This is a genomic window from Nocardia sp. NPDC050717, from assembly GCF_040654275.1.
Lineage (GTDB): Bacteria > Actinomycetota > Actinomycetes > Mycobacteriales > Mycobacteriaceae > Nocardia.
This window is the reverse complement of the sequence record NZ_JBFAHR010000009.1, coordinates 137,735-162,115: the sequence shown is the minus strand read 5'-3', so window position 1 is coordinate 162,115 and position 24,381 is coordinate 137,735. Positions and strand designations below refer to the sequence as shown.

General features: G+C 71.3%; 25 protein-coding genes and 1 pseudogene. 16 read left to right on the top strand and 10 right to left on the bottom strand.

Annotated elements, in window-relative coordinates; all coding sequences use genetic code 11:
- The first annotated feature begins 123 nt into the window (after positions 1-123).
- The 3 genes from AB0H56_RS19530 to hutG are packed head-to-tail and all read left to right on the top strand — an operon-like array spanning position 124 to position 3,679.
- Entirely contained in the window at positions 124-1,560 is a 1,437-nt protein-coding gene (locus AB0H56_RS19530) for a cytosine permease (protein ID WP_357164931.1), read from the top strand.
- Between the two features lie 12 nt (positions 1,561-1,572).
- A complete protein-coding gene (hutI, locus tag AB0H56_RS19525; RefSeq protein ID WP_357164928.1) occupies positions 1,573-2,748 on the top strand; it encodes an imidazolonepropionase in 1,176 nt (391 codons plus the stop codon).
- Position 2,749: 1 nt separating this feature from the next.
- Positions 2,750-3,679: a formimidoylglutamase gene (gene hutG, locus AB0H56_RS19520; protein ID WP_357164925.1), complete on the top strand. Its 930-nt coding sequence runs from the start codon at positions 2,750-2,752 to the stop codon at positions 3,677-3,679.
- On the opposite strand, the gene AB0H56_RS19515 is transcribed toward hutG, so the two are convergent.
- From AB0H56_RS19515 to AB0H56_RS19505, 3 genes are read right to left on the bottom strand one after another with little or no spacing between them, the layout of a single operon-like run.
- On the bottom strand, positions 3,670-4,953 hold the full coding sequence (locus AB0H56_RS19515) for an ArsB/NhaD family transporter (protein ID WP_357164922.1): 1,284 nt from the start codon (positions 4,951-4,953) through the stop codon (positions 3,670-3,672). The two genes, hutG and AB0H56_RS19515, sit on opposite strands and share 10 nt — an antisense overlap.
- A 10-nt stretch (positions 4,954-4,963) precedes the next feature.
- The gene (locus AB0H56_RS19510) at positions 4,964-5,422 is read right to left on the bottom strand and encodes a CBS domain-containing protein (protein ID WP_357164920.1); all 459 of its coding nucleotides are present in this window, start codon (positions 5,420-5,422) and stop codon (positions 4,964-4,966) included.
- Positions 5,423-5,428: 6 nt separating this feature from the next.
- Positions 5,429-5,689 carry a hypothetical protein gene (locus tag AB0H56_RS19505; protein WP_357164917.1) on the bottom strand — a complete coding sequence of 87 codons (261 nt, stop codon included), beginning with the start codon at positions 5,687-5,689 and terminating at the stop codon, positions 5,429-5,431.
- Between the two features lie 176 nt (positions 5,690-5,865).
- On the opposite strand from AB0H56_RS19505, the gene AB0H56_RS19500 reads away from it, so the two are divergent.
- From AB0H56_RS19500 to AB0H56_RS19475, 6 genes are all read left to right on the top strand, one after another.
- On the top strand, positions 5,866-6,852 hold the full coding sequence (locus AB0H56_RS19500) for a sensor histidine kinase (RefSeq protein WP_357164914.1): 987 nt from the start codon (positions 5,866-5,868) through the stop codon (positions 6,850-6,852).
- Positions 6,849-7,502: a response regulator transcription factor gene (locus AB0H56_RS19495; RefSeq protein ID WP_357164911.1), complete on the top strand. Its 654-nt coding sequence runs from the start codon at positions 6,849-6,851 to the stop codon at positions 7,500-7,502. Before AB0H56_RS19500 ends, AB0H56_RS19495 begins: the two co-directional genes overlap by 4 nt.
- A 205-nt stretch (positions 7,503-7,707) precedes the next feature.
- The gene (locus AB0H56_RS19490) at positions 7,708-8,718 is read left to right on the top strand and encodes an iron ABC transporter permease (RefSeq protein ID WP_357164908.1); all 1,011 of its coding nucleotides are present in this window, start codon (positions 7,708-7,710) and stop codon (positions 8,716-8,718) included.
- Positions 8,715-9,746 (top strand): iron ABC transporter permease, encoded by a 1,032-nt coding sequence (locus AB0H56_RS19485; RefSeq protein WP_357164905.1) that lies wholly within the window; start codon positions 8,715-8,717, stop codon positions 9,744-9,746. Before AB0H56_RS19490 ends, AB0H56_RS19485 begins: the two co-directional genes overlap by 4 nt.
- A complete protein-coding gene (locus AB0H56_RS19480) occupies positions 9,743-10,558 on the top strand; it encodes an ABC transporter ATP-binding protein (protein ID WP_357164902.1) in 816 nt (271 codons plus the stop codon). The genes AB0H56_RS19485 and AB0H56_RS19480 overlap by 4 nt, the downstream gene beginning before the upstream one ends.
- Before the next feature lie 38 nt (positions 10,559-10,596).
- The gene (locus AB0H56_RS19475) at positions 10,597-11,601 is read left to right on the top strand and encodes an iron-siderophore ABC transporter substrate-binding protein (protein ID WP_357164899.1); all 1,005 of its coding nucleotides are present in this window, start codon (positions 10,597-10,599) and stop codon (positions 11,599-11,601) included.
- 53 nt (positions 11,602-11,654) lie between these two features.
- On the opposite strand, the gene AB0H56_RS19470 is transcribed toward AB0H56_RS19475, so the two are convergent.
- The 3 genes from AB0H56_RS19470 to AB0H56_RS19460 all read right to left on the bottom strand — a co-directional run bounded on the left by AB0H56_RS19470 (position 11,655) and on the right by AB0H56_RS19460 (position 13,885).
- Complete coding sequence (locus tag AB0H56_RS19470; protein ID WP_357165235.1) at positions 11,655-12,848, bottom strand: cation:proton antiporter; 1,194 nt, start codon at positions 12,846-12,848, stop codon at positions 11,655-11,657.
- Between the two features lie 10 nt (positions 12,849-12,858).
- A complete protein-coding gene (locus AB0H56_RS19465; RefSeq protein ID WP_357164896.1) occupies positions 12,859-13,341 on the bottom strand; it encodes a TrkA C-terminal domain-containing protein in 483 nt (160 codons plus the stop codon).
- 64 nt (positions 13,342-13,405) lie between these two features.
- Positions 13,406-13,885 carry a TrkA C-terminal domain-containing protein gene (locus tag AB0H56_RS19460; protein ID WP_167456116.1) on the bottom strand — a complete coding sequence of 160 codons (480 nt, stop codon included), beginning with the start codon at positions 13,883-13,885 and terminating at the stop codon, positions 13,406-13,408.
- A gap of 271 nt (positions 13,886-14,156) precedes the next feature.
- Here AB0H56_RS19460 and AB0H56_RS19455 point away from each other — a divergent pair, with 271 nt between their 5' ends.
- Positions 14,157-15,812: an ABC-F family ATP-binding cassette domain-containing protein gene (locus AB0H56_RS19455; RefSeq protein WP_357164893.1), complete on the top strand. Its 1,656-nt coding sequence runs from the start codon at positions 14,157-14,159 to the stop codon at positions 15,810-15,812.
- Here AB0H56_RS19455 and AB0H56_RS19450 read toward each other — a convergent pair.
- The gene (locus AB0H56_RS19450) at positions 15,809-16,333 is read right to left on the bottom strand and encodes a pyridoxamine 5'-phosphate oxidase family protein (RefSeq protein WP_280344158.1); all 525 of its coding nucleotides are present in this window, start codon (positions 16,331-16,333) and stop codon (positions 15,809-15,811) included. The two genes, AB0H56_RS19455 and AB0H56_RS19450, sit on opposite strands and share 4 nt — an antisense overlap.
- 188 nt (positions 16,334-16,521) lie before the next feature.
- Here AB0H56_RS19450 and AB0H56_RS19445 point away from each other — a divergent pair, with 188 nt between their 5' ends.
- Positions 16,522-16,857, top strand: a complete 336-nt coding sequence (locus tag AB0H56_RS19445) for an STAS domain-containing protein (protein WP_357164890.1) — start codon at positions 16,522-16,524, stop codon at positions 16,855-16,857.
- A gap of 60 nt (positions 16,858-16,917) precedes the next feature.
- Here AB0H56_RS19445 and AB0H56_RS19440 read toward each other — a convergent pair whose 3' ends face one another.
- Complete coding sequence (locus tag AB0H56_RS19440) at positions 16,918-17,955, bottom strand: LLM class F420-dependent oxidoreductase (RefSeq protein WP_357164887.1); 1,038 nt, start codon at positions 17,953-17,955, stop codon at positions 16,918-16,920.
- Between the two features lie 150 nt (positions 17,956-18,105).
- On the opposite strand from AB0H56_RS19440, the gene AB0H56_RS19435 reads away from it, so the two are divergent.
- The 3 genes and pseudogenes from AB0H56_RS19435 (at position 18,106) to AB0H56_RS19425 (ending at position 20,671) form a co-directional block, all read left to right on the top strand.
- The gene (locus AB0H56_RS19435) at positions 18,106-18,765 is read left to right on the top strand and encodes a cyclodeaminase/cyclohydrolase family protein (protein WP_357164884.1); all 660 of its coding nucleotides are present in this window, start codon (positions 18,106-18,108) and stop codon (positions 18,763-18,765) included.
- 306 nt (positions 18,766-19,071) lie between these two features.
- A pseudogene (locus tag AB0H56_RS19430) lies at positions 19,072-19,449 on the top strand (L,D-transpeptidase); the annotation flags it as partial.
- A 235-nt stretch (positions 19,450-19,684) separates the two neighbouring features.
- Positions 19,685-20,671, top strand: a complete 987-nt coding sequence (locus tag AB0H56_RS19425; protein WP_357164881.1) for a hypothetical protein — start codon at positions 19,685-19,687, stop codon at positions 20,669-20,671.
- 25 nt (positions 20,672-20,696) lie between these two features.
- Here AB0H56_RS19425 and AB0H56_RS19420 read toward each other — a convergent pair whose 3' ends face one another.
- Positions 20,697-21,548, bottom strand: coding sequence for a bifunctional 5,10-methylenetetrahydrofolate dehydrogenase/5,10-methenyltetrahydrofolate cyclohydrolase (locus AB0H56_RS19420; protein ID WP_357164878.1), 852 nt, complete (start codon positions 21,546-21,548; stop codon positions 20,697-20,699).
- 170 nt (positions 21,549-21,718) lie between these two features.
- Between AB0H56_RS19420 and AB0H56_RS19415 the strand changes: the two genes are divergently transcribed.
- Both AB0H56_RS19415 and AB0H56_RS19410 read left to right on the top strand, forming a co-directional pair.
- The gene (locus AB0H56_RS19415) at positions 21,719-22,591 is read left to right on the top strand and encodes a YdcF family protein (RefSeq protein WP_357164875.1); all 873 of its coding nucleotides are present in this window, start codon (positions 21,719-21,721) and stop codon (positions 22,589-22,591) included.
- Between the two features lie 34 nt (positions 22,592-22,625).
- Positions 22,626-23,432: a putative protein N(5)-glutamine methyltransferase gene (locus tag AB0H56_RS19410; protein WP_357164872.1), complete on the top strand. Its 807-nt coding sequence runs from the start codon at positions 22,626-22,628 to the stop codon at positions 23,430-23,432.
- A 97-nt stretch (positions 23,433-23,529) separates the two neighbouring features.
- Here the strand turns inward: AB0H56_RS19410 and AB0H56_RS19405 are convergent, their stop codons facing one another.
- Entirely contained in the window at positions 23,530-24,357 is an 828-nt protein-coding gene (locus AB0H56_RS19405) for an SDR family NAD(P)-dependent oxidoreductase (protein WP_357164869.1), read from the bottom strand.
- Positions 24,358-24,381: the final 24 nt, after the last annotated feature.

The following is a 24,381-nucleotide window of genomic DNA, read 5'->3' as shown; positions in this document are numbered from 1 at the left end:
TCAACGCGCGCGACGACGGCCGGCAGCCTACCGCTTGACGAACCTGTCTATACAGGCATATACATATCGGACGTGACCCAGCGCACATGCCCGGTCACGCGTCACGCAGAAAGACAGGCCGCCATGACCACCACCGGCAGCACCGAGGACCTCCTCGTCCCCGAACGACGCACCATCGATGTCGTGCCCGACAGCGAACGGCACGGCACGCCGCGCAGTCAGTTCACCCTCTGGTTCGGGGCGAACATGCAGATCACCGCCGTCGTCGACGGCGCGCTCGCGGTCGTGTTCGGCGCCGACGCGCTGTGGGCGATCATCGGCCTGCTGCTGGGCAATGTCTTCGGCGGCGCGGTGATGGCGCTGCACTCGGCACAGGGCCCGCGCATGGGTCTGCCGCAGATGATCTCGAGCCGCGCGCAGTTCGGCGTCAAGGGCGCGGTCGTGCCGCTGGTGCTGGTGATCCTGATGTACCTCGGCTTCGCCGCGACCGGCACGGTGCTGGCCGGGCAGGCGGTGAACAACATGCTGCACGTGGACAATCCGGTGATCGGCATCCTGATCTTCGGCGCGCTCACGGCCTTCGTCGCCGTCACCGGGTATCGGCTTATCCACGTCGTCGGGCGGGTGGCCACCGTCGTCGGGATCATCGGATTCACCTACCTGACGGTCCGGCTGTTCGCCGAGTACCCGGTGGCCGACTTCGTCGGCGTCATCGGCTTCGACGTGACGACGTTCCTGCTGGCGATCTCGCTCGGCGCGGGCTGGCAGCTCACCTTCGGCCCCTATGTCGCCGACTACTCGCGCTACCTGCCGCGCAGCACCAGTGAACGCACCACCTTCTGGTCGACGTTCCTCGGCAGCGTTCTCGGCTCGCAGTGGGCCATGACCTTCGGCGCGCTGGTGGCCGCGGTGGCGGGCAAGACCTTCCTCGCCGACCAGGTCGGCTTCCTCGGCACACTGGCCGGGCCCGCGGTGCTCGCGTTCTGCGTGTACCTGGTGATCGTGGTGGGCAAGCTGACGGTGAACGTGCTCAACGCCTACGGCGGCTTCATGTCGATCCTCACCACCGTCACCGCCTTCGACGGCCGCTCGCAGATCTCCACCCGAGCGAGGACGCTCTACATCGTCGGCTTCGTCGGGGTATCGATGGTGATCGCGATCGCCGCGAGCGCCGACTTCCTCGACAACTTCAAGAACTTCGTGCTGGTGCTGCTCATGGTGTTCACGCCGTGGAGCGCGATCAATCTGATCGACTACTACCTGATCTCGAAGGAGCGGGTCGACCTGCCCGCGCTCTACGATCCGCACGGGCGCTACGGCGCCTGGAACGTGCCCGCGCTGGTCTGCTACGGGCTGGGTGTGCTGGCGCAGATCCCGTTCCTGGCGCAGAAGCTCTATACCGGTCCGGTCACCGAGTTGCTCGGCGGCGCCGACATCTCGTGGATCGTGGGCATCGTGTTCACCGGCGCGATCTACTACCCGATCGCGCGCCGCACCGCGAACCCGCCCGACCGGATGATCTACCCCGCCCACACCGACATGGTCGACGCCCGCGTCTAGGAGGACACCGCAGTGCCAACCACCGCACTGACCGCCATCGGCACCCTGGTCACCAACGATCCCGCCCTCGGCGACGGTCCGCTGGGGATCCGGCGCGACGCCGCCGTCGTCTTCGAGGACGCGACCGTCGTGTGGGTCGGTGACAGCGCCGCCGCGCCCGCCGCCGACATCGGCGTCGACCTCGGCGGCCGCGCGGTGCTGCCCGGCTTCGTCGAATCGCACTCGCACCTGGTCTTCGCCGGTGACCGCGCCGAGGAATTCGCGGCCAGGATGGCCGGGCGCCCGTACGGCGCGGGCGGCATCCGCACCACCATCGCGGCGACCAGAGCGGCCACCGACGACGAGCTCGCCGCGAACGTGCGGCGGCTGCTGGACGAATCGGTGCGGGCGGGCAGCACCACGGTCGAGTGCAAGAGCGGATACGGCCAGACCGTCGAGGACGAGTTGCGCAGCGTGCGGATCGCGGGCCGGTTCACCGACGAGGTGACCCTGCTCGCCGCGCACGTGCCACCGCCGGAGTACGCCGGTCGCGCCGACGAGTACGTGCAGATGGTCGTCGACGAGATGATCCCGCGCTGCGCGCCGCACGCCCGCTGGATCGATGTGTTCTGCGAACAGGGCGCCTTCGATCGCGAACAGGCCAACGCGGTGCTCTCGGCGGGCATCGCGCACGGACTGGTGCCGCGGGTGCACGGCAACCAGCTGCACCAGGGTCCGGGGGTGCGGCTGGCGGTGGAGCTGGGCGCGGCGTCGGTCGACCACGTCGTGCACATCGACCAGGCCGACATCGACGCCCTCGCGGGCAGCGACACGGTGGCCACCCTGCTGCCCGGCGCCGACTTCTCCACGCGCAACAGTTATCCCGGCGCCAGGGCGCTGCTCGACGCCGGCGTCACCGTGGCCCTGGGCGCCGACTGCAATCCGGGCACCAGCTACACCACGAGCCTGCCGTTCTGCATCGCCCTCGCGGTGCGGGAGATGCACATGACGCCCGACGAAGCGGTGTGGGCCGCGACCGCCGGCGGCGCGCGCGCCCTGCGCCGCACCGATGTCGGCGCGCTCACTCCCGGCGCGCGAGCCGACGCCGTCGCGCTCGACGCGCCCTCGTACCTGCACCTCGCCTACCGTCCCGGTGTGCCGCTGATCAGCCAGGTGTGGCGTGGCGGCGCCCTCGTCCACCCGAACTGAGATGCCGATGAGCCTCGAATCCTGGACCGGCCGCGCCGACGGCGACACCCCCGAGCATCTGCGCTGGCATCAGGCCGTCACCGAGTACACCCCGGGTGGCGAGCCGGGCGCGTGCGTGTTCGTCGGGTTCGCCAGTGAGGCCGGAGTGCGCCGGAACAAGGGCCGTCCCGGCGCGGCGCAGGGACCCGACGCCTTGCGGCGGGCGCTGGCGCCGATGGCACTGCGCACCCCGCTGCGCGCGTGCGACGCGGGCACCGTCACCGTGACGGGTGACGAGCTGGAGGACGGCCAGCGCCGGCTCGGCGAGCGGATCTCGGCGCTGCTGGACGACGGCGCCTTCCCGGTCGTCCTCGGCGGCGGCCACGAGGTCGCCTACGGCACCTACCTCGGCGTCGCCGGATCGGCCCGCCGGACACCCGGCACGACCGTCGGCATCCTCAACCTGGACGCGCATTTCGACCTGCGCCCCGATCCGGTCCCGAGTTCGGGCACCCCGTTCCGGCAGATCCTCGAGTCCGACGCGGACGTGCGCTACGCCGTCCTCGGCATCAGCCAGCCGAGCAACACCACCGTCCTGTTCGACACCGCCGAGCGCTTCGGGGTGCGGTACCTGCTCGACGACGACTGCGACCCCGAGCGCGCCAGGGCGTTCGTCGCCGACTTCCTGGCCGGGATCGACCTGCTGTACCTGACCATCGACCTCGACGTGCTGCCCGCCGCGGTCGCGCCGGGCGTGAGCGCGCCCGCGGCCTACGGTGTCGCGCTGCCGACGATCCAGGCGGTCTGCGATCAGGTCACCGCAGGCGGGAAACTGGCCGTGGTCGACGTCGCCGAGCTCAATCCCGAGCTCGACATCGACCAGCGCACGGCCAGGACCGCCGCGCGGCTGATCCACCGGATCGTCACCGGGCATCGCCGGGATCAGAAGTAGCGCAGCCACACGTAGCTCCAGGCCATCGTCGTGCTGACGAGGGTGACCAGCATGCCGTACCGGGTGAACTGCCAGAACGAGATCCGCTGCCCGGCGCGCGCGGCGATACCGAGGGCGACGACTTTCGCGCTGGCCGCGACCGCCGTGCCGTTGCCGCCGAAGTCGGCGCCCAGTGCGAAGGCCCACCACAGCGAGCGGCCGGTCGCCGGATCGGGCGCCCCGGCGACGAGGCCCTCGACCACCGGCGCCATGGTCGCGGTGTAGGGAATGTTGTCGACGAACGCGCCGAGCAGCGCCGAACCGAACACCAGCGCGGTGGCGGCCAGGAAGTAGTCGTCGCCGACCAGGTCGATCGCGGCGGCGCCGATCGCGGCGATCACGCCGGTGTGGACCAGTCCGGCGACCATCACGAACAGGCCCATGAAGAAGACCAGGGTCGGCCACTCCACCTCGTGCAGGATGTCGCCGATGTCCAGGCCCGAGACCAGCACCATCGTCCCGGCACCGACCAGCGCGATCACCGACGGCGACACGTGCACGATGCCGTGCAGGCAGAAGCCGAGGATCACCCCCGCGAGCACGATCAGCGACCGGACCAGCAGTTTCGGATCGCGGATCGCCCGTCGTTCCTGCATCGCCATGACCGCGTCCACCGAGCCGGGATCGGTGCGCAGCGCCGAGCGGAACAGCAGCCGGGTCATCAGGACGAACACCGCGAAGGTGAGCACCACGATCGGCGCCATGTGCGCCAGGAAGTCGTTGAACGTCAGCCCGGCCCGGCTGGCGATGATGATGTTGGGCGGATCGCCGATCAGGGTCGCCGCGCCGCCGATGTTGGCGGCGAGGACCTCGGCGATGAGGAACGGCTGGGCGGCGATGCCGAGCCGCTTGCACACCACCACGGTCACCGGGGCCACCAGCATGATGATGGTGACGTTGTCCAGGAACGGTGAGGCGCCCGCGGTGATCAGCATGAGCATCACCATCAGCCGGTACGGCTTGCCACGCGAGCGCTTCGCCGACCAGATCGCCAGGTAGTCGAACAGGCCGGTCTGCTTGACGACGCCGACGATGATCATCATCCCGAGCAGCAGGAAGATGACGTTCCAGTCGATGCCCTCGTGCGGGGAGAAGAACACCTCCTCGCCGGGGATCAGCCCGAGCACCGCCATCAGACCCGCCGCGATCAGGACGGTCTTGACCTTGTCGGCGCGCTCGGTCGCGATGAAGAAGAAGGCGACCACGAAGATCAGGACGGCGAGCGTGGCGGCCATCGCCGGGTCCTCAGTCGCCGGGGCCGGTGACGGCCAGGCTCGTCAGCAGCCGCTCCAGGGTGATCGCGCCGCGCAGCACCCGGGCGCGGTCGACCACGGCGAGCAGCGGACTGTGCTTGCGCGCCATCAGGATCGCGATCTCGAGCAGCGTCGCGTCGGGGGTGACGGTGGCCGGTGAGGGCGCGCCGTCGGGCAGGCAGTCACCGACGGTCAGGCTGCCCGGTTCCTGCCAGAACAGGTCGGCGTGGACCTCGTCGATCGTGCGCACCAGCGTCGGGTCGTTCTGGTAGGAGCCCGGAATCACCAACCGCAGCACCTGGGTGCCCGGCAGCACGGCGACCGGCCGGTCGGCGGTGTCGACGACGATCAGGCCGGGCAGCCGGTTGACGACCATCAGCCGCACCGCCTTGGCGACCGGGTCTGCGGGCCGCACGGTCGGCAGGTTCATCGCGATGTCGCCGGCGCGCACAGTGCCTCACGCCCCGTCGGCGCCGAGGCGCTGCTCGAGCCGCGTCAGCCGGTCGTGGACGGAACGGGAGTGCAGGAGCTCGGCGATCTGATCGGCCTCCTCGGGTGCCAGGGCGATGTCGACGGTCGGTTCGTCACTGCCCGCGACGTAGGTCAACAGGTGGCGGGTGCCGGTCGGCTCGGTCAGCAACGCGAAGCGGGCCCCGCGGCCGGTGCGGAAGTGGTGCAGCACGCCGGTGCCGGGGATCGTGGTGCGATCGGTATCCATCCCGAGCGGGTCCTTCCTGACGTGATCGACTGCCTGCACCGAGTCTCGGTGCGCGCGGCCGTCGCCACCATCGGCCGCGACACCCATTTCCCGCTGCTCAGCGGCCCGCGGCCAGGGTGTGGAATGGGTGTCGGACCCCATGGACACACAGGAGGCGCGCCAGCATGCTGGGTGGTATGAACCGTCGATCGGCCCGTACCCCGGTGACGGCGCTGTTCTGGCGGGTCTGCCTGCTCAACGGTGTGGTGTTCACCCTCGGCACCCTGGTGCTCGCGCTCTCCCCCGCCACCGTCTCGACCCGGGTGCGGCTGACCGAGATCCCGGTCCTGCTCGTCGGGCTCGCGGTGATCCTGACCGCCAACGCGATCGCGCTGCGCACCAGCTTCGCCCCGCTCGACGAGCTCGTCACCACGATGCGCCGGGTCGATCCCCCGCATCGCGCGGCCCGGCTGGACCGGCACCTCGGCGGGGATTTCCACCAGCTCATCGAGACCTTCAACGCCATGCTGGACCGGCTCGAATCGGAGCGGTCGGTCGCGGGCGCCACCGCGCTGGCCGCCCAGGAGGGCGAGCGGCAGCGCATCGCGCGCGAGCTGCACGACGAGATCGGGCAGAGCCTGACGGTCGCGCTGCTCCACCTCAAACGCGTCCTCGATCGCGCCCCCGCCGACCTGCGCGACGAGGTGGAACAGGCGCGGGAAACCGTGCGCGGCTGCCTCGACGAGGTGCGCGGGATCGCCTCGCGGCTGCGCCCCGACGTGCTCGAGGATCTCGGCCTGCACAGCGCGATCAACGCGCTGTGTCACGAGTTCGCGCGCTCGGCGGGCATTCCGGTGCACCGGCACCTGGACCCGGAATGGAGTCGCCTCGACCCCGACATCGAGCTCGTCTGCTACCGGATCGCCCAGGAGAGCCTGACGAACGTGCTGCGCCACGCGGGCGCCGACGAGGTCCACCTGCGCCTGGTCGCCGGCCCGGACCGGGTGCTGCTGCGGGTCACCGACAACGGCCGCGGCGGGGTCGTGGAGACCGGCGCGGGCATCCGCGGGATGCGCGAACGCGCCATCCTCATCGACGCGACGCTCACCATCACCTCCCCGGTCGCCGGGGGCACCTCGGTCGAACTCGCCGTGCCCGCGCGGGGGAACGGAGCCCACCCGTGAGCGAACCGACCCGGATCCTGCTGGCCGACGACCACGCCCTGGTCCGCAGCGGCCTGCGGATGATCCTGGACAACGAACCCGATCTGCGCGTGATCGCCGAGGCGGCCAACGGCTTCGACGCGGTGACCGCGCTCGCCGACGACCGCATCGACCTGGTCATCCTCGATATCGCCATGCCGAGGATGACCGGCATCCAGGCCGCCAGGGAGATCCACCGCACCCGGCCCGGCGTCCGCATCCTGATGCTGTCGATGTACGACAACGAGCAGTACTTCTTCGAATCGCTGAAGGCCGGGGCCTCGGGATACGTGCTCAAATCCGTGGCCGACCGCGATCTCATCGAGGCGTGCCGGGCCACCATGCGCGGGGAGTCGTTCCTGTATCCGGGCGCGGTCACGGCGCTGGTGCGCGACTACCTCCAGCTGGTCAGGCAGGGCGCCACGCTGCCCGAGACGATCCTGACCCCGCGCGAGGAAGAGGTGCTCAAGCTGATCGCGGAGGGCAATTCGGCCCGCGACATCGCCGCGACGCTGGTGATCAGCGTGAAGACCGTCGATCGGCACCGCGCCAACATCCTGCAGAAGCTCGGCCTGCGCGACCGCCTCGACCTCACCCGCTACGCGATCCGCGCCGGATTGATCGAGCCCTGACGGCGTTCCCGCGCACGATGTTGCAGCTTTAGGGTTGCCTACCCTAAAGTTCTGCGTGATCCGGTTCGCAACCCTCGCAGCTCGGCGGGTGGTGACGACCGCGCCGTCGTCTCGTATCCGCACGTCGACCGATCCGCATGCACCACAGCGCTTCTCGCCTGCCCGACGGCCAGGCGCGCCGGGTCGTGCGCGATGAGGAATGCTGGTGACAACTCTCGCCCCGCGCGCCCCGGCGCTCCGCCGGGCCGCCGTGTTCGCGCTCGGTCTGGCGGCACTGCTGCTGCTGATCGTGCTGAGTCTCGCGTTCGGATCACGCTCGGTACCCGTCGGCACCGTCGTCGAGGCCGTCCTCGGCCAGGACGTGGGGCGCGACGCCGCGGTCGTCACCGGGATGCGCTGGCCGCGCACCCTGGTCGGGCTCGCGGTCGGCGCGGCGCTCGGGCTTGCCGGCGCGATCACGCAGGGCGTGAGCCGCAACCCGCTGGCCGCGCCGACGACCCTGGGCATCAACGCGGGTGCCGCGCTCGCCGTGGTCACCGCCATCTACGCGCTCGGGCTCAGTCAGCCGGCGCAGTACGTCTGGTTCGCCTTCGCCGGCGCCGCCGTGGCGGCCGCGTTCACCCTCGCGCTCGGCCGGCGCGCCGGTGATCTCGACCCGATCCGGCTGGTCCTCGGTGGCACTGTCGTGCAGCTGGTCCTGGCCTCGTGGACCTCCTCGGTGCTGCTGTTCAGTGAGCGCACCCTCGACGAGGCGCGGTTCTGGCTGGTCGGCTCGATCGCGGGCCGCGACCTGTCGGTGCTCGTGCCGCTGCTGCCCTTCCTCGGTCTCGGCGCGCTGCTCGGGCTGGCGATCACCGGCGGGCTCAACGCCCTGGCCCTCGGTGACGAAGCGGCCGCGGCGCTCGGTGTCCCGGTCACCCGGATCCGCGCGATCGGCATGGTGGCCGTGGTGCTGCTGGCCGGGTCGGCGGTGGCGGTGGCCGGGCCGATCGCGTTCATCGGGCTCGCCGCGCCGCATCTGGTGCGGCTGGTCGCGGGCAGCGATCACCGGATCCTGCTGCCCGGCTGCCTGCTCGCGGGCCCGCTGCTGCTGTTGGGGGCCGACATCGTCGGCCGGGTGATCATGCGGCCCACCGAGATCGAGGTCGGGATCATCACCGCGTTCCTCGGCGCGCCGCTGCTCGCGGTGCTCGCCACCAGAAAGGTCCGCCGATGACCGCACTCGCCGTTCCCCCGGCCCGGTCGACGTCCGCGCGGGTGCGCGGGCTGACTGTGCTGCTCGTCCTCGCCCTGATCGGCATCGTGCTCGCCGCCCTGGCCACCGGCGAGGTGCCGATAAGCGCGCTCACCGCCGCCCGCGCCGTGTTCGGGCTCGGTGACCGCGGCGAGGTGTACATCGTGCAGGAGTTCCGCGCGCCCCGGGTCGCCGCGGGCGTGGTCGCCGGCGCCGGGCTCGCCGTCGGTGGCGCCGTGTTGCAACGGCTGTTCCGCAATCCGCTCGCCTCACCCGACGTGATCGGCGTGACCGGCGGCGCCTCGCTCGGCGCGGTGGTCGTGCTGGCGGCCGGGGTGAGCCTGCAGGCGATTCCGCTGGCCGCGCTGGCGGGCGGACTGGTCGCGGCCGTGGCGCTCGGCGCCATCGGCTGGCGCACGCAGGTGTCGACCGCGCGGCTCGTGCTGGTGGGCCTCGCCATCCAGGCCGGGCTGGCCGCGGCCGTGAACCTGGTGATCGTGCGGTTCCCCCGCGAACTGGCCGGCTCGGCGATGCACTGGACCGCCGGGTCGCTCTACGGGCGGACCTGGCCGGAGGTGACCGGTGCCGCGCTCTGCTCGCTGATGGTGCTCGCGGTGCTGTGCACCCAGTACCGCACGCTGGCCGTGCTCGATCTCGGCGACGAATCCGCGGGCGGGCTCGGCGTCGGAGTCTCGGGCGCGCGGCTGCGGCTGCTGCTCACCGCGGTGGCGCTGGCGGCGCTGGCGGTGGCGATCTCGGGGCCGATCGTGTTCGTCGCGCTCGCGGTGCCCCAGCTGGTGCGCCTGCTGTGCGGGCCACCGACGGCCGGATCGCTGGCCGTCACCGGACTCGCCGGGGCGACGCTGCTCACCGGCTGCGACTACATCGCGCAGCACCTGCTCCCGGTGGAGGGGCTGCCCGTCGGCCTCGTCACCACGACCGTCGGCGCGCCGTGGCTGCTGTGGCTGCTCGTGCGCGACAGCGACCCCGCGAAACGGAGAAACGCATGACCGGGCAACCGAGGAACGAACTCGCCACCCGTGAACTGGCCCTGCGCTACGGCGAACGCACCATCATCGACGGGCTCGACCTGGTGCTGCCCGGCGACGCGGTGACCGCCATCGTCGGCCCCAACGCGTGCGGCAAGTCGACGCTGCTGCGCGGGCTGACCCGGCTGCTGCGGCCCGCGGGCGGCACCGTCACCCTCGACGGCGCCGACATCCACCGGATGAGCGCCCGTGCGCTGGCCCTGCGGCTCGGGCTGCTCCCCCAGCAGCCGATCACGCCCGAGGCCATCACCGTCGAGGCGCTGGTCCGGCTCGGGCGCTACCCGCATCAGAAGATGTTGCGGCCCTGGTCGTCCGACGATCAGGCGGCGGTGGAGGACGCGATGGCGCGCACCGGCACCACGGCCCTGCGCGAGCAGTCCGTCGACCAGCTCTCCGGCGGGCAACGCCAGCGCGCCTGGATCGCGCTGGCCCTGGCCCAGGACACCGACCTGCTCCTGCTCGACGAACCGACCACCTTCCTCGACCTGCGCCACCAGCTCGACGTCCTCGACCTGGTCGCCGACCTCAACACCGAGGCGGGCCGCACCGTCGTGATGGTGCTGCACGACCTGGGCCAGGCCGCCCGCTACGCCGACCACCTGGTGGTGCTGCGCGACGGCGAGCTGGCCGCGGCAGGCCCGCCCGCCGAGGTGCTCGACGCCGAGCTGGTGCGCAGCGTGTTCGACGTCGAGTGCCGGGTGATCCCCGACCCCGAAACCGGTACCCCGCTGGTGATCCCGCTCGGCCGCGCTGCCCGCGCCGTGCGCGCCTGACCTCCCGACCCTTTCTCCCCGACCAGAAAGTGAATCCCATGTCCCTGTCACGACTCCGCAGCCGCGGATTCGGCGCCGCCGCGGGCGCCCTGATCGCGCTCACCGCGCTCGTCGGCTGCGGAACCGATTCCGGCACGGCCGAATCGGCCAACTCCGCCGCCGACTCGGCGAGCTTCCCGCGCACCCTCGACACGGTGATGGGCCAGGTGACCATCCCCGAGGCGCCCCAGCGCGTGGTCGTGCTCGACACCGCCGAACTCGACTCGACCACCCTGCTCGGGGTCACCCCCGTCGGCGCGGTCGTCCCGCACACCAAGACCCAGGGCGGTTTCCCCGACTACCTGAAGGCCGGGCTGGGCGACGTCGTCGACGTCGGCCCGCTGCTGGAGCCGAACCTCGAGCGGATCGCCTCGCTGAAGCCGGATCTGATCCTGTCCTCGAAGATCCGCCACGAGAAGGTCTACGACAAGCTCAGCGGCATCGCCCCGACGGTGTTCACCGAGACCACCGGCGGCCCGTGGAAGGCCAACCTGGCCGTGCACGCGAAGGCCCTCGGTCTCGATCAGCAGGCCGCCGACGCCCTGCGCACGTACGAGGCCCGCGCGCACGCGCTCGGCGAGCTGATCAAGACCAAGAACAACGGCACCGTGCCCAGCGCCTCGGTGGTGCGCTTCCTCGCCGGTCCGACGCGGCTCTACACCAACCAGTCCTTCAGCGGTGTCGTGCTGGCCGATGTCGGCCTGGCCCGTCCGGAGGCGCAGTCGAGCACCGACCCGAAGAAGATCATGATCGAGGTGAGCCCGGAGCAGATCGATCGCGCCGAGGCGGACATGATCTTCGTGGCCACGATCGACGACCCGGGCAAGACGCCGAAGAACGCGGTCACCAGCGGCCCGGTCTGGCGTGATCTGGCCGCCGTCAAGAGCGGCAAGGTGTACGAGGTGCCGGACGAGACCTGGATGTCGGGCATCGGTGTGCAGGCGGCGCAGCGGATGCTGGCCGACATCGCCCAGGCGAACGGTGTGGCCCTGCCCGCCGAGTGATCAGCGCGCGAACAAGGCCCCGCCGGTGACACCGGCGGGGCCTTTGCGCTGTCCTACTCCGCGACCGGGATCTCGCGCACCCGCGACTTGCGGCCGCTGATCCCCCGCATGACCGGCTCGACGATCCGCGCCGCGATCGGCCCGATGATCGCCATCAGCAGTACATACGTGGTGGCCAGGGCGGCGAAGCCGTCGGGCACCGCGCCCGCGGCCACGGCCAGACCGGCGATGACGATGGAGAACTCACCGCGCGCGACCAGCGCGGTGCCCGCTCTGGCCCGGCCCAGCTGGGACGCGCCTGCCCGCTTGGCCGCCCACCACCCGGTGGCGATCTTGGTCGCGGTGGTGACCACGGCCAGCAGCACCGCCCAGCCCAGCACCGGCGGGATCGTCCGCGGGTCGGTGCTCAGCCCGAACAGCACGAAGAACATGGCCGCGAACAGATCACGCAGCGGCTCGAGGATCTTGGTCGCCTCGTGCGCGGTGGAATCGGAGATCGCGATGCCGAGCAGGAACGCCCCGACCGCCGCCGACACCTGCACCGCCGACGCCACTCCGGCGACCAGCAGTGCCGAGCCGAGCAGCTTGAGCAGGAAGATCTCCCGATCCTCACTCGCCACGATCGCCGAGACGTACTTGCCGTAGCGCAGCGCGACCACCAGCACCAGGGTCACCGCGACCAGCGCGATGCCGACCGTGGTCATCCCCGCCACGAAGCCGACCCCGGCCAGCACCGCGGTGAGCACCGGCAGGTACACCGCCATCGCCAGGTCCTCGAACACCAGGATCGACAGCACCACCGGCGTTTCCCGGTTGCCCAGCCTGCCCAGGTCGTTGAGCACCTTCGCGACGATGCCCGAGGACGAGATGTAGGTGACGCCCGCCATCGCGATCGCCCCGGTGGGGCCGAGGCCGAGCATGAGCGCCACGATCACGCCCGGTGTCGCGTTGAGCACCAGGTCGAGCAGGCCGGCCGTCCACGATTTGCGCATGCCGGTGACCAGTTCCCCGGCCGTGTACTCGAGCCCGAGCAACAGCAGCAGCAGGACGACGCCGATCTCACTCGCGAGGTGGATGAACTCGTCCACCTCGTGCAGCTCGACCAGCCCGCCCGTGCCGAACACCAGTCCGCCGAGCAGATACAGCGGAATCGGTGACAGCCCGACCCGCGCCGCGATCCGGCCGAGCACCCCCAACCCGAAGAACACCGCCCCCAGCTGGATCAAGGCCAGCGCGGAATCACTGATATGCACGCGCTCAGCCGTCGGACAGGATCACGGCCGCGGCATCGAGCCCCGCCTGCGTGCCGACCACGACCACCATGTCCCCGCCGAGGAACTCGAACTCGGGCCCCGGGGAGGCGTGCACCCGGCCCGCGCGCAGGACCGCGACGATCGAAGCGCGGGTCCTGGTGCGCATCTCGGTCTCGCCGAGGCGCCTGCCCGCGTAGGCCGAATGCGCGGGGACCGGCATCGAGCGGGTGCTCACCCCGTCGAGGTCGCGGTGCTCCTCGCTCAGCTGAGCGACGAGCTGCGGTGCCCCGAGCAATCCGGCCAGGGTGCGGGCCTCCACGCTCGACAGCGGGATCTGCACGGTGGCGTCCGGGTCGCCGACCTTGGTGAAGATCAGGTCGGTGCCGCCGTCCTTGTGATCGACGACGCCGATGCGGCGGTCCACCTTGGTCAGCGAAAACTCTTTCCTGACACCGATTCCGGGCAGGGAGGTCACATCTACATTCATTGTTGGATCACCTAACGTCAGCTAGGCGATACCTTACCTGCCCTTTACTATTCGCAGGGCCCGGTCAGCCCTGGTCGAGCAACCGCCCGGCGGCTTCCAGGCCCTCGTCGGTGCCGACCACGACCACGAGATCCCCGGCGATGAAGGTGAAATCCGTACCGGGCGAAGGAGTCACATCACCCGCGCGGACCACCGCGACCACCGAGGCTTTGGTCCTGGTACGCATCGCGGTGTCGCGCAGCGGACGTCCGTCGAACGGGCTGCCGCGATCGATGGCGAACTGCCTGGTCGTGAGCTCGCCGACGCCGTGCACCTCGGGCGTCTTCTGCACCACCTGCGGGGCGCCGAGCAGCCCGGCGAGCACGCCGATCTCGGTGCCCGACAAGGGAATCGACGTGGTCGTGTCGTAGTCCCCGGCCCGCGAGACCACCAGATCCACCGAGCCGTCGCGGTGTTCGACCACGCCGATCCGGCGCCGGGCCTGCGCCAGCGGGAAGTCCTTGCACACGCCGATCCCCGGGAGTGGCGTCACATCGATGTTCACGCCCTCACAGTACGACGACTTCGGAATAACGCCAGCCCCACCCTGTTCGGCCGCTCCGGAGAGGCATCGGCCATATTCGCTTGCCGCGCCGGTGCCGTCCTGGCTACCGTCGAGGGCATGTGTGGACACACCGCGATGACGAAGCCCTGGTCGCGCCGCTGACGGCGGCGACAGGGATTCCTCTGCTCTTCCGAGGCCGCCGTCCGAGCTGTCATGCCGGGCGGTCGTTCGCGTTGTCCCGGCTCCCTCCTCGTGGCACGGAGCCTCACTCATGTCTGTATCCCCTCTCGCACGCCCGGCCTCGCTCGACGAGTTGCCCGCGGGCGCGCACGCCCATGTCCGGGCGAGCGGCGTCCGCCATCGCCTCGGTGATCGGCCGGTGCTCACCGATGTCTCCGTCACCGTCTCGGCCCGGTCGCGGCTGGCCGTCGTCGGCGAGAACGGGCGCGGCAAGACCACGCTGCTGCACGTCCTCGCGGGGGTGATCCGGCCCGACGCGGGCACCGTCACCCGGGCGGGCACGCTCGGAATCGCCCAGCAGGCCATCCCCTTTCGCGCCGGTGAGACCGTCGGCACGCTCGTCGCCGAGTCGATCGGACCCGCCCTGCGCGCGCTCGGGGCGCTCGACGACGCGACCGAGGCCCTCACGGCCGGTACACCCGGCTCCGACGACGCCTACGCCGCCGCACTCGACACCGCGACCCGGCTCGACGCCTGGGACGCCCAACGGCGCGTCGACATCGCGCTCGCGGCCTTGGGCGCCTGCCCGGACCGGGACCGCGCGCTGGACACGCTCTCGGTCGGCCAGCGCTACCGGGTTCGCCTGGCCTGCCTGCTCGGGGCACGCCCCGATCTCATACTGCTCGACGAACCGACCAATCACCTCGATCGCGCGGGTCTGGACTTCCTCACCCGACGCCTGCGCGAGCACGCGGGCGGGGTGGCCGTGGTCAGCCACGACCGGGCGCTGCTGCGCGACATCGGGACCGAATTCCTGGATCTGGACCCGAGTCCCGACGGCAGGCCGCAGTGGTTCGCCGGTGGCTACGCGGGCTGGCAGGACGGTCGGCGCCGGGCGCGGGCGCAGTGGGAACAGGAGTACGCCGATCAGGTGGCCGAGCGCGACCGGCTGCGCCAGTCGGTGGCCGAGGCCCGTGATCGGTTGAACACGGGCTGGCGGCCCGACAAGGGGCATGGCAGACATCAGCGCCAATCCCGGGCGCCCGGCGTGGTCCAGGCCCTGCACCGCCGCGAGTCGGCTCTGGAAGCACACCGGGTGACGGTGCCGGAACCGCCGCTGCGCCTGCGCTTTCCGGAGCCCGAGGTCCGGGCGGGGACACCGCTGCTGCGCGCCGCCGGCCTGACCGTGGCGGGGCGGCTCGACGGGCCGGTCACGCTGACGATCGACGCGGGCGACCGGCTCCTGGTGACCGGTGTCAACGGCGCGGGCAAGTCGACACTGCTCGATGTCCTCGGCGGCGCGCTGACACCCACCACGGGCTCGGTCGACCGGCGCCCCACCGCCCGGATCGCGCTGATCGGCCAGGAGGTGCCCTCGTGGGAGCCGGAGCAGACCGCGCAGCAGGTCTACGACCGGCATGTCAGACGCCTCGACTCGCGTACGGGCACCGACCCGGTCTCCCTCGCCGCGACCGGCCTGATGGAACGCCAGGCCAGGCACACCGCGGTCGGCAGGCTCTCGCAGGGCCAGCAGCGCAGGCTGCACCTGGCGTTGCGGCTGGCGGACCGTCCGGGACTGCTGCTGTGTGACGAGCCGACCAATCACCTCTCGGTCGCCCTCGTCGACGAGCTCACCGAGGCGCTCACCGGCACCGGTGCCGCGGTCGTGCTGGCCACGCACGACCGGCAGCTGCTGCGCGACCTGGCGGACTGGCCGCGCCTGGAACTCACCCCGGCGGCGGGCTAGTGCGCGAACTTCCAGCGGGTCGCGCCGTGCGGGTCGGTCAGCGCGACGCCGACCGCGAAGTGCGGCACGAACCGGTACAGCCACCAGGGGGCAGGCCCGGCGCTCTGGGCACTGAACGGCGCGGTCACGGCGTCGCCGTCGCGTTCGGCGGGCCAGCCGCTCGCCCGATAGCTCTCGGTGACCCGGTCGAGTTCCCCGTGGTCGGTGGTGCGCGTCGCCACACCTTCGAAGACGACATCGACATCGTCGACGAACCGGAACGACAGCGTGCACGCCGGGTTCCCCGCCAGATAGCGGGACTTGTGGCTGTCCGGCCCGCTGGTGAAGTAGAAGTGCTCGCCGACCAGGCAGGCGCCGATCCCGGCCGAATGCGGCCGCCCGTCGGGGCCGACGGTGCCGAGGAACTGGGTGGTCTCCAGCGCGGTGAGACCGGTCTCGACGGCGGTGCGCACCCGGCTCCACGGCAGCGTGTCGTCGTTGTAGATGTTCAGGTCGGTGGCCTCGACCGGATCGGGCAGCATCGGCACTCCTCTACATCGAACAGCCAGGCAGCGGGGCCGGGCCCGAGGGGCAACGGAGGACTCACAGTGCCTCCCGAGTATAGGTGCGCACCGGCGGGCGAAGCCGTTGGCTTGCGTATTCGGGCGAAGTTGTGTGTTGTTGAGTCGTGACCAACTCATCCGGAGACGCGTATCCACTCACGGACACGATGACCACCACGACGGCGGTACACGACGGCGTCACGGTGCTGACGGTGACCGGCGAGGTCGATCTCGCGACCGCACCCGCGCTCGACGCCGCGATCGAGGCCATCCTGGCCGACAAGCCCGCGACGCTGGTGATCGACCTGACCGCGGTCGGGTTCCTGGCCTCGGCGGGCATGGCGACGCTGGTCGCCGCGCATCAGCGTGCCGGTGACACCACCAAGATCGCGGTCGTCGCCGACGGCCCCGCCACCAGTCGTCAGCTGAAGATGACGAGCCTGGACCAGGTGTTCGCGATGCACACCACGCTGTCCGCCGCCCTGGCGTCCTTCACCGCCTGACCTACGACAACACGCCGCCGCCCGGGATCTCCCTGGCGGCGGCGTGTCGCGTCGTGGGTGTCAGCAGAGGCCGCGCAGCTGCTCGATCAGCTTGACCCGGCCCGCCGCGTTCTCCGCCAGCGGCGTCACGTTCAGGGTGGTGACGCCCGCCTCGGCCATGGCCGCGACGCGGTCCTTGACGAAGCTCTCCGGGCCGATCAGCGACACGTCGCGCACCAGCTCGTCGGGCACGGCCGCGGCGGCGGCCTGCTTGTCACCGGCCAGGTACAGCTCCTGGATCCGGTTCGCGGCCTCGCCGTAGCCGTACTTGGTGGCCAGCGTGTGATAGAAGTTCTTGCCCTTGGCGCCCATGCCGCCGATGTACAGAGCCAGGTGCGGCTTCACGAACTCCAGCAGCGGGGTCACGTTCTCGCCGATGGCCAGCGCGGGACCGGCGAAGATGTCGAGCTCGCCCAGCGCGGGGTCGCGCTTGGCCTTGCCCGCGGCCAGCGCGTCGCCCCACACGTCGTTCGCCTTCTCGGGCAGGAAGAAGATCGGCTGCCAGCCCTCGGCGATCTCGGCGGCCAGCTCCACGTTCTTCGGCCCCAGCGCGGCCAGCAGCACCGGGATGCGTTCGCGCACCGGATGATTGATCAGCTTGAGCTCTTTACCGAGGCCGGTGCCGCGGTCGGCGGGCAGCGGGATCTGGTAGTACTTGCCCTGGTAGTTCAGCTTCTCGCGGCGCCAGACCTTGCGGCAGATCTCCACCAGTTCGCGGGTGCGCCCGATCGGGGCGTCGTAGGGCACACCGTGGAAGCCCTCGATGACCTGCGGGCCCGAGGCGCCGAGGCCGAGGATGAACCGGCCGTCGGAGACGAAGTCCAGACCGGCCGCGGTCATCGCGGTGAGGCTGGGGGTCCGGGTGTAGAGCTGCAGGATGCCCGAGGCGAGCTGCACGCGTTCGGTGCGGGCGGCCAGGAAGCCCAGGGCGCTCACCGCGTCGAACGAGTACGCCTCCGGCACGAAGACGATGTCGAGTCCGGCGCGTTCCAGGTCGGCGACCTCGGCCGCGACCTCCTTGAACCCGCCCGAGTAGTTGATGCTCAATCCGATCCGCATGGCACCCAACATAGCCCCGCCGCCCGCGACCACCCCGACCGGTCGGTCCGTCGGTGCCGGTGCTGGTCGGGCGGGGTGCGCGGGGCGGCACGCGGTAGCGTTGACGACGATTCCCGCCAGTTTCTCGCCGCATCGAAAGGCCACCACGTCGTGTCGCAGCCCACCGCCTCGCCGCAGCAGATCGCTCCCTCCTTCGGCACGGCGACCCTGGAGCACTATCTGTCGGAGCTGGGCGCCAAGGTCCCCGCACCCGGCGGCGGCGCCGTGGCCGCGCTGCACGCCGCCCAGGCCGCGGCCCTCATCGCGATGGTCGCGCGCTACACGACCAGGGCCAAGGACGCCGAGCACCGCCCGGTGATCGATCGGATCATCGAGGCCGCCGACGCCGCCGGGGCGCGCGCGCTGGCGCTGGCCGACGCCGACGCCGCCGCGTTCACCGCCGTCGGCGCGGCCTACAAGCTGCCCAAGGACACCGACGACGAGCGCGCCGCGCGCACCGCGGCGATCAACGCCGCGCTGGTGGAGGCGGCCAGGGTGCCCGCCGCGGTGGTCGACGAGGCCGACGAGATCCTGTCGCTGGCCGCCGAACTGCTGCCCATCGGCAACCCGAACGTGGTCACCGACATCGGCGCCGCCGCCGACGCCGCGCGCGCGGCCGCCATGAGCTCCCAGCTCAACATCGAGATCAATGTCGGCTCGCTGCCCGCCGAGCTCGGCGACGCCTTCGCCGCGGCCCTGCTGCGCGTCGACACCATCGCCGCCAGGGCCGACGCCCTGCACGCCGACGTCCTGCACGCCGTGCGCGGCTGAGGCCGGTTGTCCACGGCGCGCCCGGTCTCGAAGTGAGAAGACTTCGGCAAGGGCCCGACCTGCGCGAACGCAAGACGACACTCCGATACACCCACTGGCCGTTATCACTTCGATAGATCGAGTTGATCATGGCGGCCTAGACTTGGACTCCGCCTACGAGTGAGTGAAGGGGTGGCGTTTATGAGGAGAGCAGTCCGTTTTCTGTTCGTCGCGATCATGGCGGTGTTCCTGGCCGGAGCATGGTCGGGTGCCGCGTCCGCGGACCTGATCGGAGGTCAGCGCACCCAGTACAGTGGCGGCACGTACGCCGAGGCGAATCTGTCGGCGCACACCTTCACCGTGTACCAGAACGGTCAGGTCGTCCGGGTGATGCCCGCCTCGATGGGTAAGCCCGGTTTCGAGACCCCCACCGGCACCTTCAGCGTGCTGGAGAAGCAGCGCGCGGTCGTGTTCGACTCGCGCACCATCGGCATCCCGCTCGACGATCCCGAGGGCTACATCATCGACGGCGAGTGGGCCGTGCGCCTCACCTGGGGCGGGGTGTACGTGCACTCGGCGCCGTGGTCGGTGGACTCGCAGGGCAACGCGAATGTCAGCCACGGCTGCATCAATCTCGCGCCCGACGACGCGGCCTGGTACTTCGAGAACGTCGGCATCGGCGACGAGGTCTACATCCACTGGTGAGCAATTCCTCGTGGCATTCGGCGATCCTGTCGTGCGCGCAGTATCGTGCCCGTAACGAAATCGTTGCGGGGACGAACCTGACGGCAACTCCCCTGATGAAGGTGGGGCGATGGATCGACCGGAGGCACACAGACCGACCGGGGCTCGACAGCACGACCCGGGATCGGTCGGTGGTCCGTTCACCGCTGCCACGCCGCGGCGTGGCGGTCGTGAGCTGGGCGCGCCACCTCGACGGGTGAGCGAATCCGCCGCGCCCACCACGGGTCCGCGGCATCGCCTCGGTGGCGGACCGCGCACTCCCGCGGGCATTCCGGTGATCTCGCTGCCCGCCGCGCACACCCTGAACCTGCCTCCGCAGGACGGCTACGCCACCGACCGGCTGCCCATCGTCGGCGGGCCCTTCGATCCCGGTGCGCGCCACGCGCTTCCGGATGTGCCGTTCCGGATCGGCAACGCCGACAACGGCCCCGACACCGATCGGCTGCCGATCATCACCCGCGACATGCTCGCGCCCGCGGCGGAACCCCTCACCCCCGCACCGCACACCCCCGCGTCCGCACCGGACATCGGAGTGGCCCAGCACGCTCCGGCATCCGTGGCCGCGCGGCCCGATCCGGTCCCGCCGCGCCCCGCGCCCGACTACTCCGGTGACGACGAGGTCTTCGCCAGGATGATCAACCGCAAGCAGCGGCGGCGCCCGCCCCGCTGGGCGGCGCCGCTCGCCGCGTCGATGGCGGGCGCGCTGCTGATCGGCGGCGGATACTTCCAATTGCGCGGTCCCGCACCGGAATCCGCGGCGGCGAGCACACCGATCGAGTCGAGTCAGGCCGATGCCACGCCGGCCGCAGGGAACTGCCCCGCCGAACAGGTCGGCAGCAAGATCCAGGGCAACGGCCCCGGCGGCACCGAGAACGGCGTCGCGGCGATTCTGGCGTTCCAGCACGCGTATTACGTGGCGCGCTCCGGCGATCAGGCGCGCACGCTCGTGTCCGGCGATGCCGCGCTGCCCTCCGGCGCCGACATCCAGGCCGGGATCGACACCATTCCGGTGGGCACCACGCACTGCCTGGCCATCACCCCGGCGGCCACCGCCGGACAGTACTTCGTGGTGATCACCGAGTTCCGTCCCGACGAGGTGCCGATCATCTACAACCCGCAGCTCGTCGGCACCGCCAAGGTGGGCGGCAAGTACCTGATCACCTCGATCGGGCCGGTGCGCTAGACCCGATCGAGGGCACGAAACCCGCTCAGGCGCGGGCCTTCTCGGCCGCGACGACCACGTGGCGCATCAGCAGCGCGGTGGTCACCGGGCCGACACCGCCGGGGACGGGGCTCAGGGCGGCGGCCTTGCCCTCGACCGTGGCCGCGTCCACGTCGCCCACGATGCCGCCGTCGGCCGACTCGTTGGTGCCGACGTCGATCACGACGGCGCCGTCACCGACGTGCTTGCCGGTGATGAGCCCGATCCGGCCCGCGGCCGCGACCACGATGTCGGCGGGGGTGGTGACCGCGGCGAGATCGGCGGTGCGCGAATGCGCCACGGTGACAGTCGCGTTCTCGGCCAGCAGCAGCTGCGCGAGCGGCTTGCCGACGATGTTGGACCGCCCGACCACGGTCACCAGGCGGCCCTGCAGCGCGATGCCGTGATGCTTCAGCAGTTCCACCACGGCCTCGGAGGTGGCGGGCACGAAGCCGTCCAGCCCGGAGGCGAGCAGACCCAGCGACAGCGGACTGACGCCGTCGACATCCTTGTCCGCGGCGATCGCCGAGCTCACGTCGTCGAGCACCACGCCGGCGGGCAGCGGGGTCTGCAGCATGATCGCGTCGGTCGCCGGGTCGGCGCTGCGCGCGGTGAGTTCGGCGCGGATGGTCTCCGCGCTCGCGTCGGCGCCGAGATCGATACGCTCGCAGGCGATTCCGAGGCGCTCGGCGGCCTTGCGCAGCGAGTTGACGTACCAGGCGCTGGCCGGGTCGTCGTTGGCGACGATCAGCGCCAGCGTGGGCGCCGAGCCCGTGGCGCCGAGCGCGGCGGCGCGGTCCTTCGTGTCGGCGTTGATGGCGGCGGCGAGTTCCTTGCCGGTCAGCGAAGCGGTATCCACGGTGGGTCAGCTTATCCGTCGCTACCGCGTGCCCGGTCCACCGGGCGGCGACGCGCGGAACGTCGTCGAGGTCCGTGGCCCGCGCCGGGTGCGGTCGTAGGGTGTTGGCTGCTCTGTCATCAGCGCTGCCAGCACGTACCGAACCGTTCGCGGGAAGGGTGTCGACTGTCGTGAAGATCTCGAAGCAATGGAAACAGGCGGCCGCCGCGGTCCTCGCGGCCGCCGCGGTCACGACCGCGGGCATCGGCCCCGCGACCGCCGAAGCGGACGTGACCGCGCTCTACAACTCCGCGCAGCGCCATTTCACCGACGGTGACGACGCCGCGGGCCGGGCCGACCTGCGCGCCCTCATCGCCGCCGACCCGAACGACGCCGAAGCGCTGGCACTGCAGGCCATCTGGTCGCACTACGCGGGCGACCCCGGCGCGGTCGGTGCGGCGATGGCCCGGCTCGGCGCGGTCGACGCCGGGATGGCGGCGGGTACCGCCAATGTGCTGCGCGCGGTCACCGCGGCGGCCGCCACCCTGCCCAATCCCCTCCCCGCCCTGGTCGGTCCGCAAACCGGCATCGTGGTGCTCGGCTACGGCCTGCTGCCCGACGGCGCGCTGCGCCCCGAGCTGGAGAACCGGTTGACGGCGGCCTGGTTGCAGGCGATCGCCGCGCCGTTCTCGCCGGTGATCGTCACCGGCGGCAATCCGCAGAACGGGATCTCCGAGGCCGAGGCGATGCGTCGCTGGCTGGTCGGGCGCGGGCTGCCCGCCGACCGGATCCACGTGGAGGACCGCGCGGGCTCGACGGTGCAGAACGCCCTGTTCAGCACCAGGATGCTGCGCGATCTCGGCGCGCACAGCGCCGTGGTGGTCACCTCGCCGAACCACATCCGCCGGGCGGTGGCCGACTTCATCGTGGCCGGAACCACGGTCGTCGGCGCGATGACCTCGCTGGAACAGCTGGTCTCGCAGCTGCCGCCGCCCGCGCGGGCCGCCCAGCGCGGCATCTACCTCGACGCGACCCGCACGTTCGAGCTCGACACCGCGCGCTGATCAATTCGGTTGCGCGGTCGGGGACAATCTCCGCATGACTGTTCTCGCCTCCGCCGACGTGGTCCTCGCGCTGCGCGCCGCCGGGTGTGTCTTCGCCGAAGACGAGGCCGCGCTGCTGCTCGAGGCCGCCGCGGGCGACGCGTCCCGCCTCGAATCGCTGGTGGCGCGGCGGGTGGCGGGGACACCGCTGGAGTATCTGCTCGGCTGGGTGGAGTTCCGCGGACAGCGGATCGGGGTGCGGCCCGGCGTCTTCGTCCCCCGGCAGCGGACCGCGTTCCTGGTCGAGCTGGCGGTGGCCGGGGCTCCTTCCGGCGCGGTGTGCGTGGTCGATCTGTGTTGTGGCTGCGGGGCGCTGGGACTGAGCGCGGCCACCGAACTCACCGCGCGCGGCGCGGTGGTCGAGCTCGTCGCGGCCGACATCGACCCGGTCGCCGTGGCGTGCGCGCGGGAGAACCTGACGCCGTTGGGCGCGCCGGTGTTCGCCGGCGATCTGTTCGACGCGCTGCCGCGTGATCTGCGCGGCCGCGTCGATGTGCTGCTCGCGAACACCCCCTACGTGCCGAGCGAGCGGGTCGCGGACATGCCGCCCGAGGCGCGCGAGCACGAACCGCTGGTCGCGCTGGACGGCGGGCCGGACGGGCTCGCGGTGTTCCGGCGGGTCGCCGAGGGCGCGGCGCGGTGGCTGGCGCCCGGCGGCACGGTCCTGGTCGAAACCTCCACCGGCCAGGTCGAGACCGCCTGCGCGATCCTGGCCGAGCACGGCCTCGTGGCCCGGGTCGAACGGTCCGAGGAGCACTACGCCACGGTCGTGCTCGGCACCAGGACGGGCGATCCGTGCTGATCCGAGCTTTTCGGCAGTCGATGCATGTTTGCGCTGATCGCCGAGACGGCACCGCTCCCGCCGGCGAGACGTCGGCGGGGGCGGTGTCGTCGAGCGCTTACTTGCGTCCGGTGAACTGATCCATCGAGTGGTAGACGCCGACGGCGTTGAGGTAGAAGTCGCGCACCTTGATCGGCAGCAGGCCCGTGAGCGCGCGGTTCATCCGCGAGGTCCACGGGAGCACCACCAGGGCGCCGCCGTTCTTCATCTCCCGCCACGAGGTGTCGACGACATCGTTCTGCTCGAGCATCGGCGTGAACAGGATGCCCTTGGCGCCGTCGAACATGCCGGTGTTGATGTAGGTCGGGCAGACCGTGGTCACCTTCACGTGCGCGTGGCCCGCCTGCTCGAGCTCGAGCCGCACCGAGTCCGACCAGCCCAGCGCCGCCCACTTCGAGGCCGCGTACACGGCCATGCGCGGGTTGGCGACCAGCCCGGCCGAGGACGCGATGTTGAGGATGCGCGCCTCACCGGCCCCGGCGACCATGCCGGGCAGGAACTCGAGGGCGACGTACATCGGGGCCAGCGAGTTGATCGCCATGGTCTTGTCGATGTCGGCGCGGTTCTCGGTTTCCCAGAAGTAGGTGTTGCCGCGCACGATCCCGGCGTTGTTCACCAGGATGTCGATCCCGCCGATCTCGTCGCGCACCGCGTCGGCGGCCGCGCGGATCGAGTCCTGCGAGGACACGTCGACGACGTGCTGGTACACCTTGCCACCCTGGGCGGTGAGCTGGGCGGCGGTCTCGCGCAGCGCGAGCTCGTTGACGTCCCACAGCACCACCGCGTCGGCGCCCTCGCGCACCGCTCGCTCGGCGAACAGCTTGCCGAGGCCCATGGCGGCGCCGGTGACCAGCACCCGCTTGCCCGCGACCGTCTCCAGTTTCATGTCCTGCCTACCCCTGCTTCGTCG

Bases quoted from the DNA above. Each gene is read 5' to 3' on its own strand.
- AB0H56_RS19405 (WP_357164869.1), bottom strand. From the start codon at position 24,357: ATGAAACTGGAGACGGTCGCGGGCAAGCGGGTGCTGGTCACCGGCGCC.
- AB0H56_RS19440 (WP_357164887.1), bottom strand. From the start codon at position 17,955: ATGCGGATCGGATTGAGCATCAACTACTCGGGCGGGTTCAAGGAGGTC.
- AB0H56_RS19465 (WP_357164896.1), bottom strand. From the start codon at position 13,341: ATGAATGTAGATGTGACCTCCCTGCCCGGAATCGGTGTCAGGAAAGAG.
- AB0H56_RS19480 (WP_357164902.1), top strand. From the start codon at position 9,743: ATGACCGGGCAACCGAGGAACGAACTCGCCACCCGTGAACTGGCCCTG.
- AB0H56_RS19410 (WP_357164872.1), top strand. From the start codon at position 22,626: ATGACTGTTCTCGCCTCCGCCGACGTGGTCCTCGCGCTGCGCGCCGCC.
- AB0H56_RS19445 (WP_357164890.1), top strand. From the start codon at position 16,522: ATGACCACCACGACGGCGGTACACGACGGCGTCACGGTGCTGACGGTG.
- AB0H56_RS19485 (WP_357164905.1), top strand. From the start codon at position 8,715: ATGACCGCACTCGCCGTTCCCCCGGCCCGGTCGACGTCCGCGCGGGTG.
- AB0H56_RS19455 (WP_357164893.1), top strand. From the start codon at position 14,157: ATGTCTGTATCCCCTCTCGCACGCCCGGCCTCGCTCGACGAGTTGCCC.
- AB0H56_RS19515 (WP_357164922.1), bottom strand. From the start codon at position 4,953: ATGGCCGCCACGCTCGCCGTCCTGATCTTCGTGGTCGCCTTCTTCTTC.
- AB0H56_RS19530 (WP_357164931.1), top strand. From the start codon at position 124: ATGACCACCACCGGCAGCACCGAGGACCTCCTCGTCCCCGAACGACGC.
- AB0H56_RS19450 (WP_280344158.1), bottom strand. From the start codon at position 16,333: ATGCTGCCCGATCCGGTCGAGGCCACCGACCTGAACATCTACAACGAC.
- AB0H56_RS19500 (WP_357164914.1), top strand. From the start codon at position 5,866: ATGAACCGTCGATCGGCCCGTACCCCGGTGACGGCGCTGTTCTGGCGG.
- AB0H56_RS19475 (WP_357164899.1), top strand. From the start codon at position 10,597: ATGTCCCTGTCACGACTCCGCAGCCGCGGATTCGGCGCCGCCGCGGGC.
- hutG (WP_357164925.1), top strand. From the start codon at position 2,750: ATGCCGATGAGCCTCGAATCCTGGACCGGCCGCGCCGACGGCGACACC.
- AB0H56_RS19505 (WP_357164917.1), bottom strand. From the start codon at position 5,689: ATGGATACCGATCGCACCACGATCCCCGGCACCGGCGTGCTGCACCAC.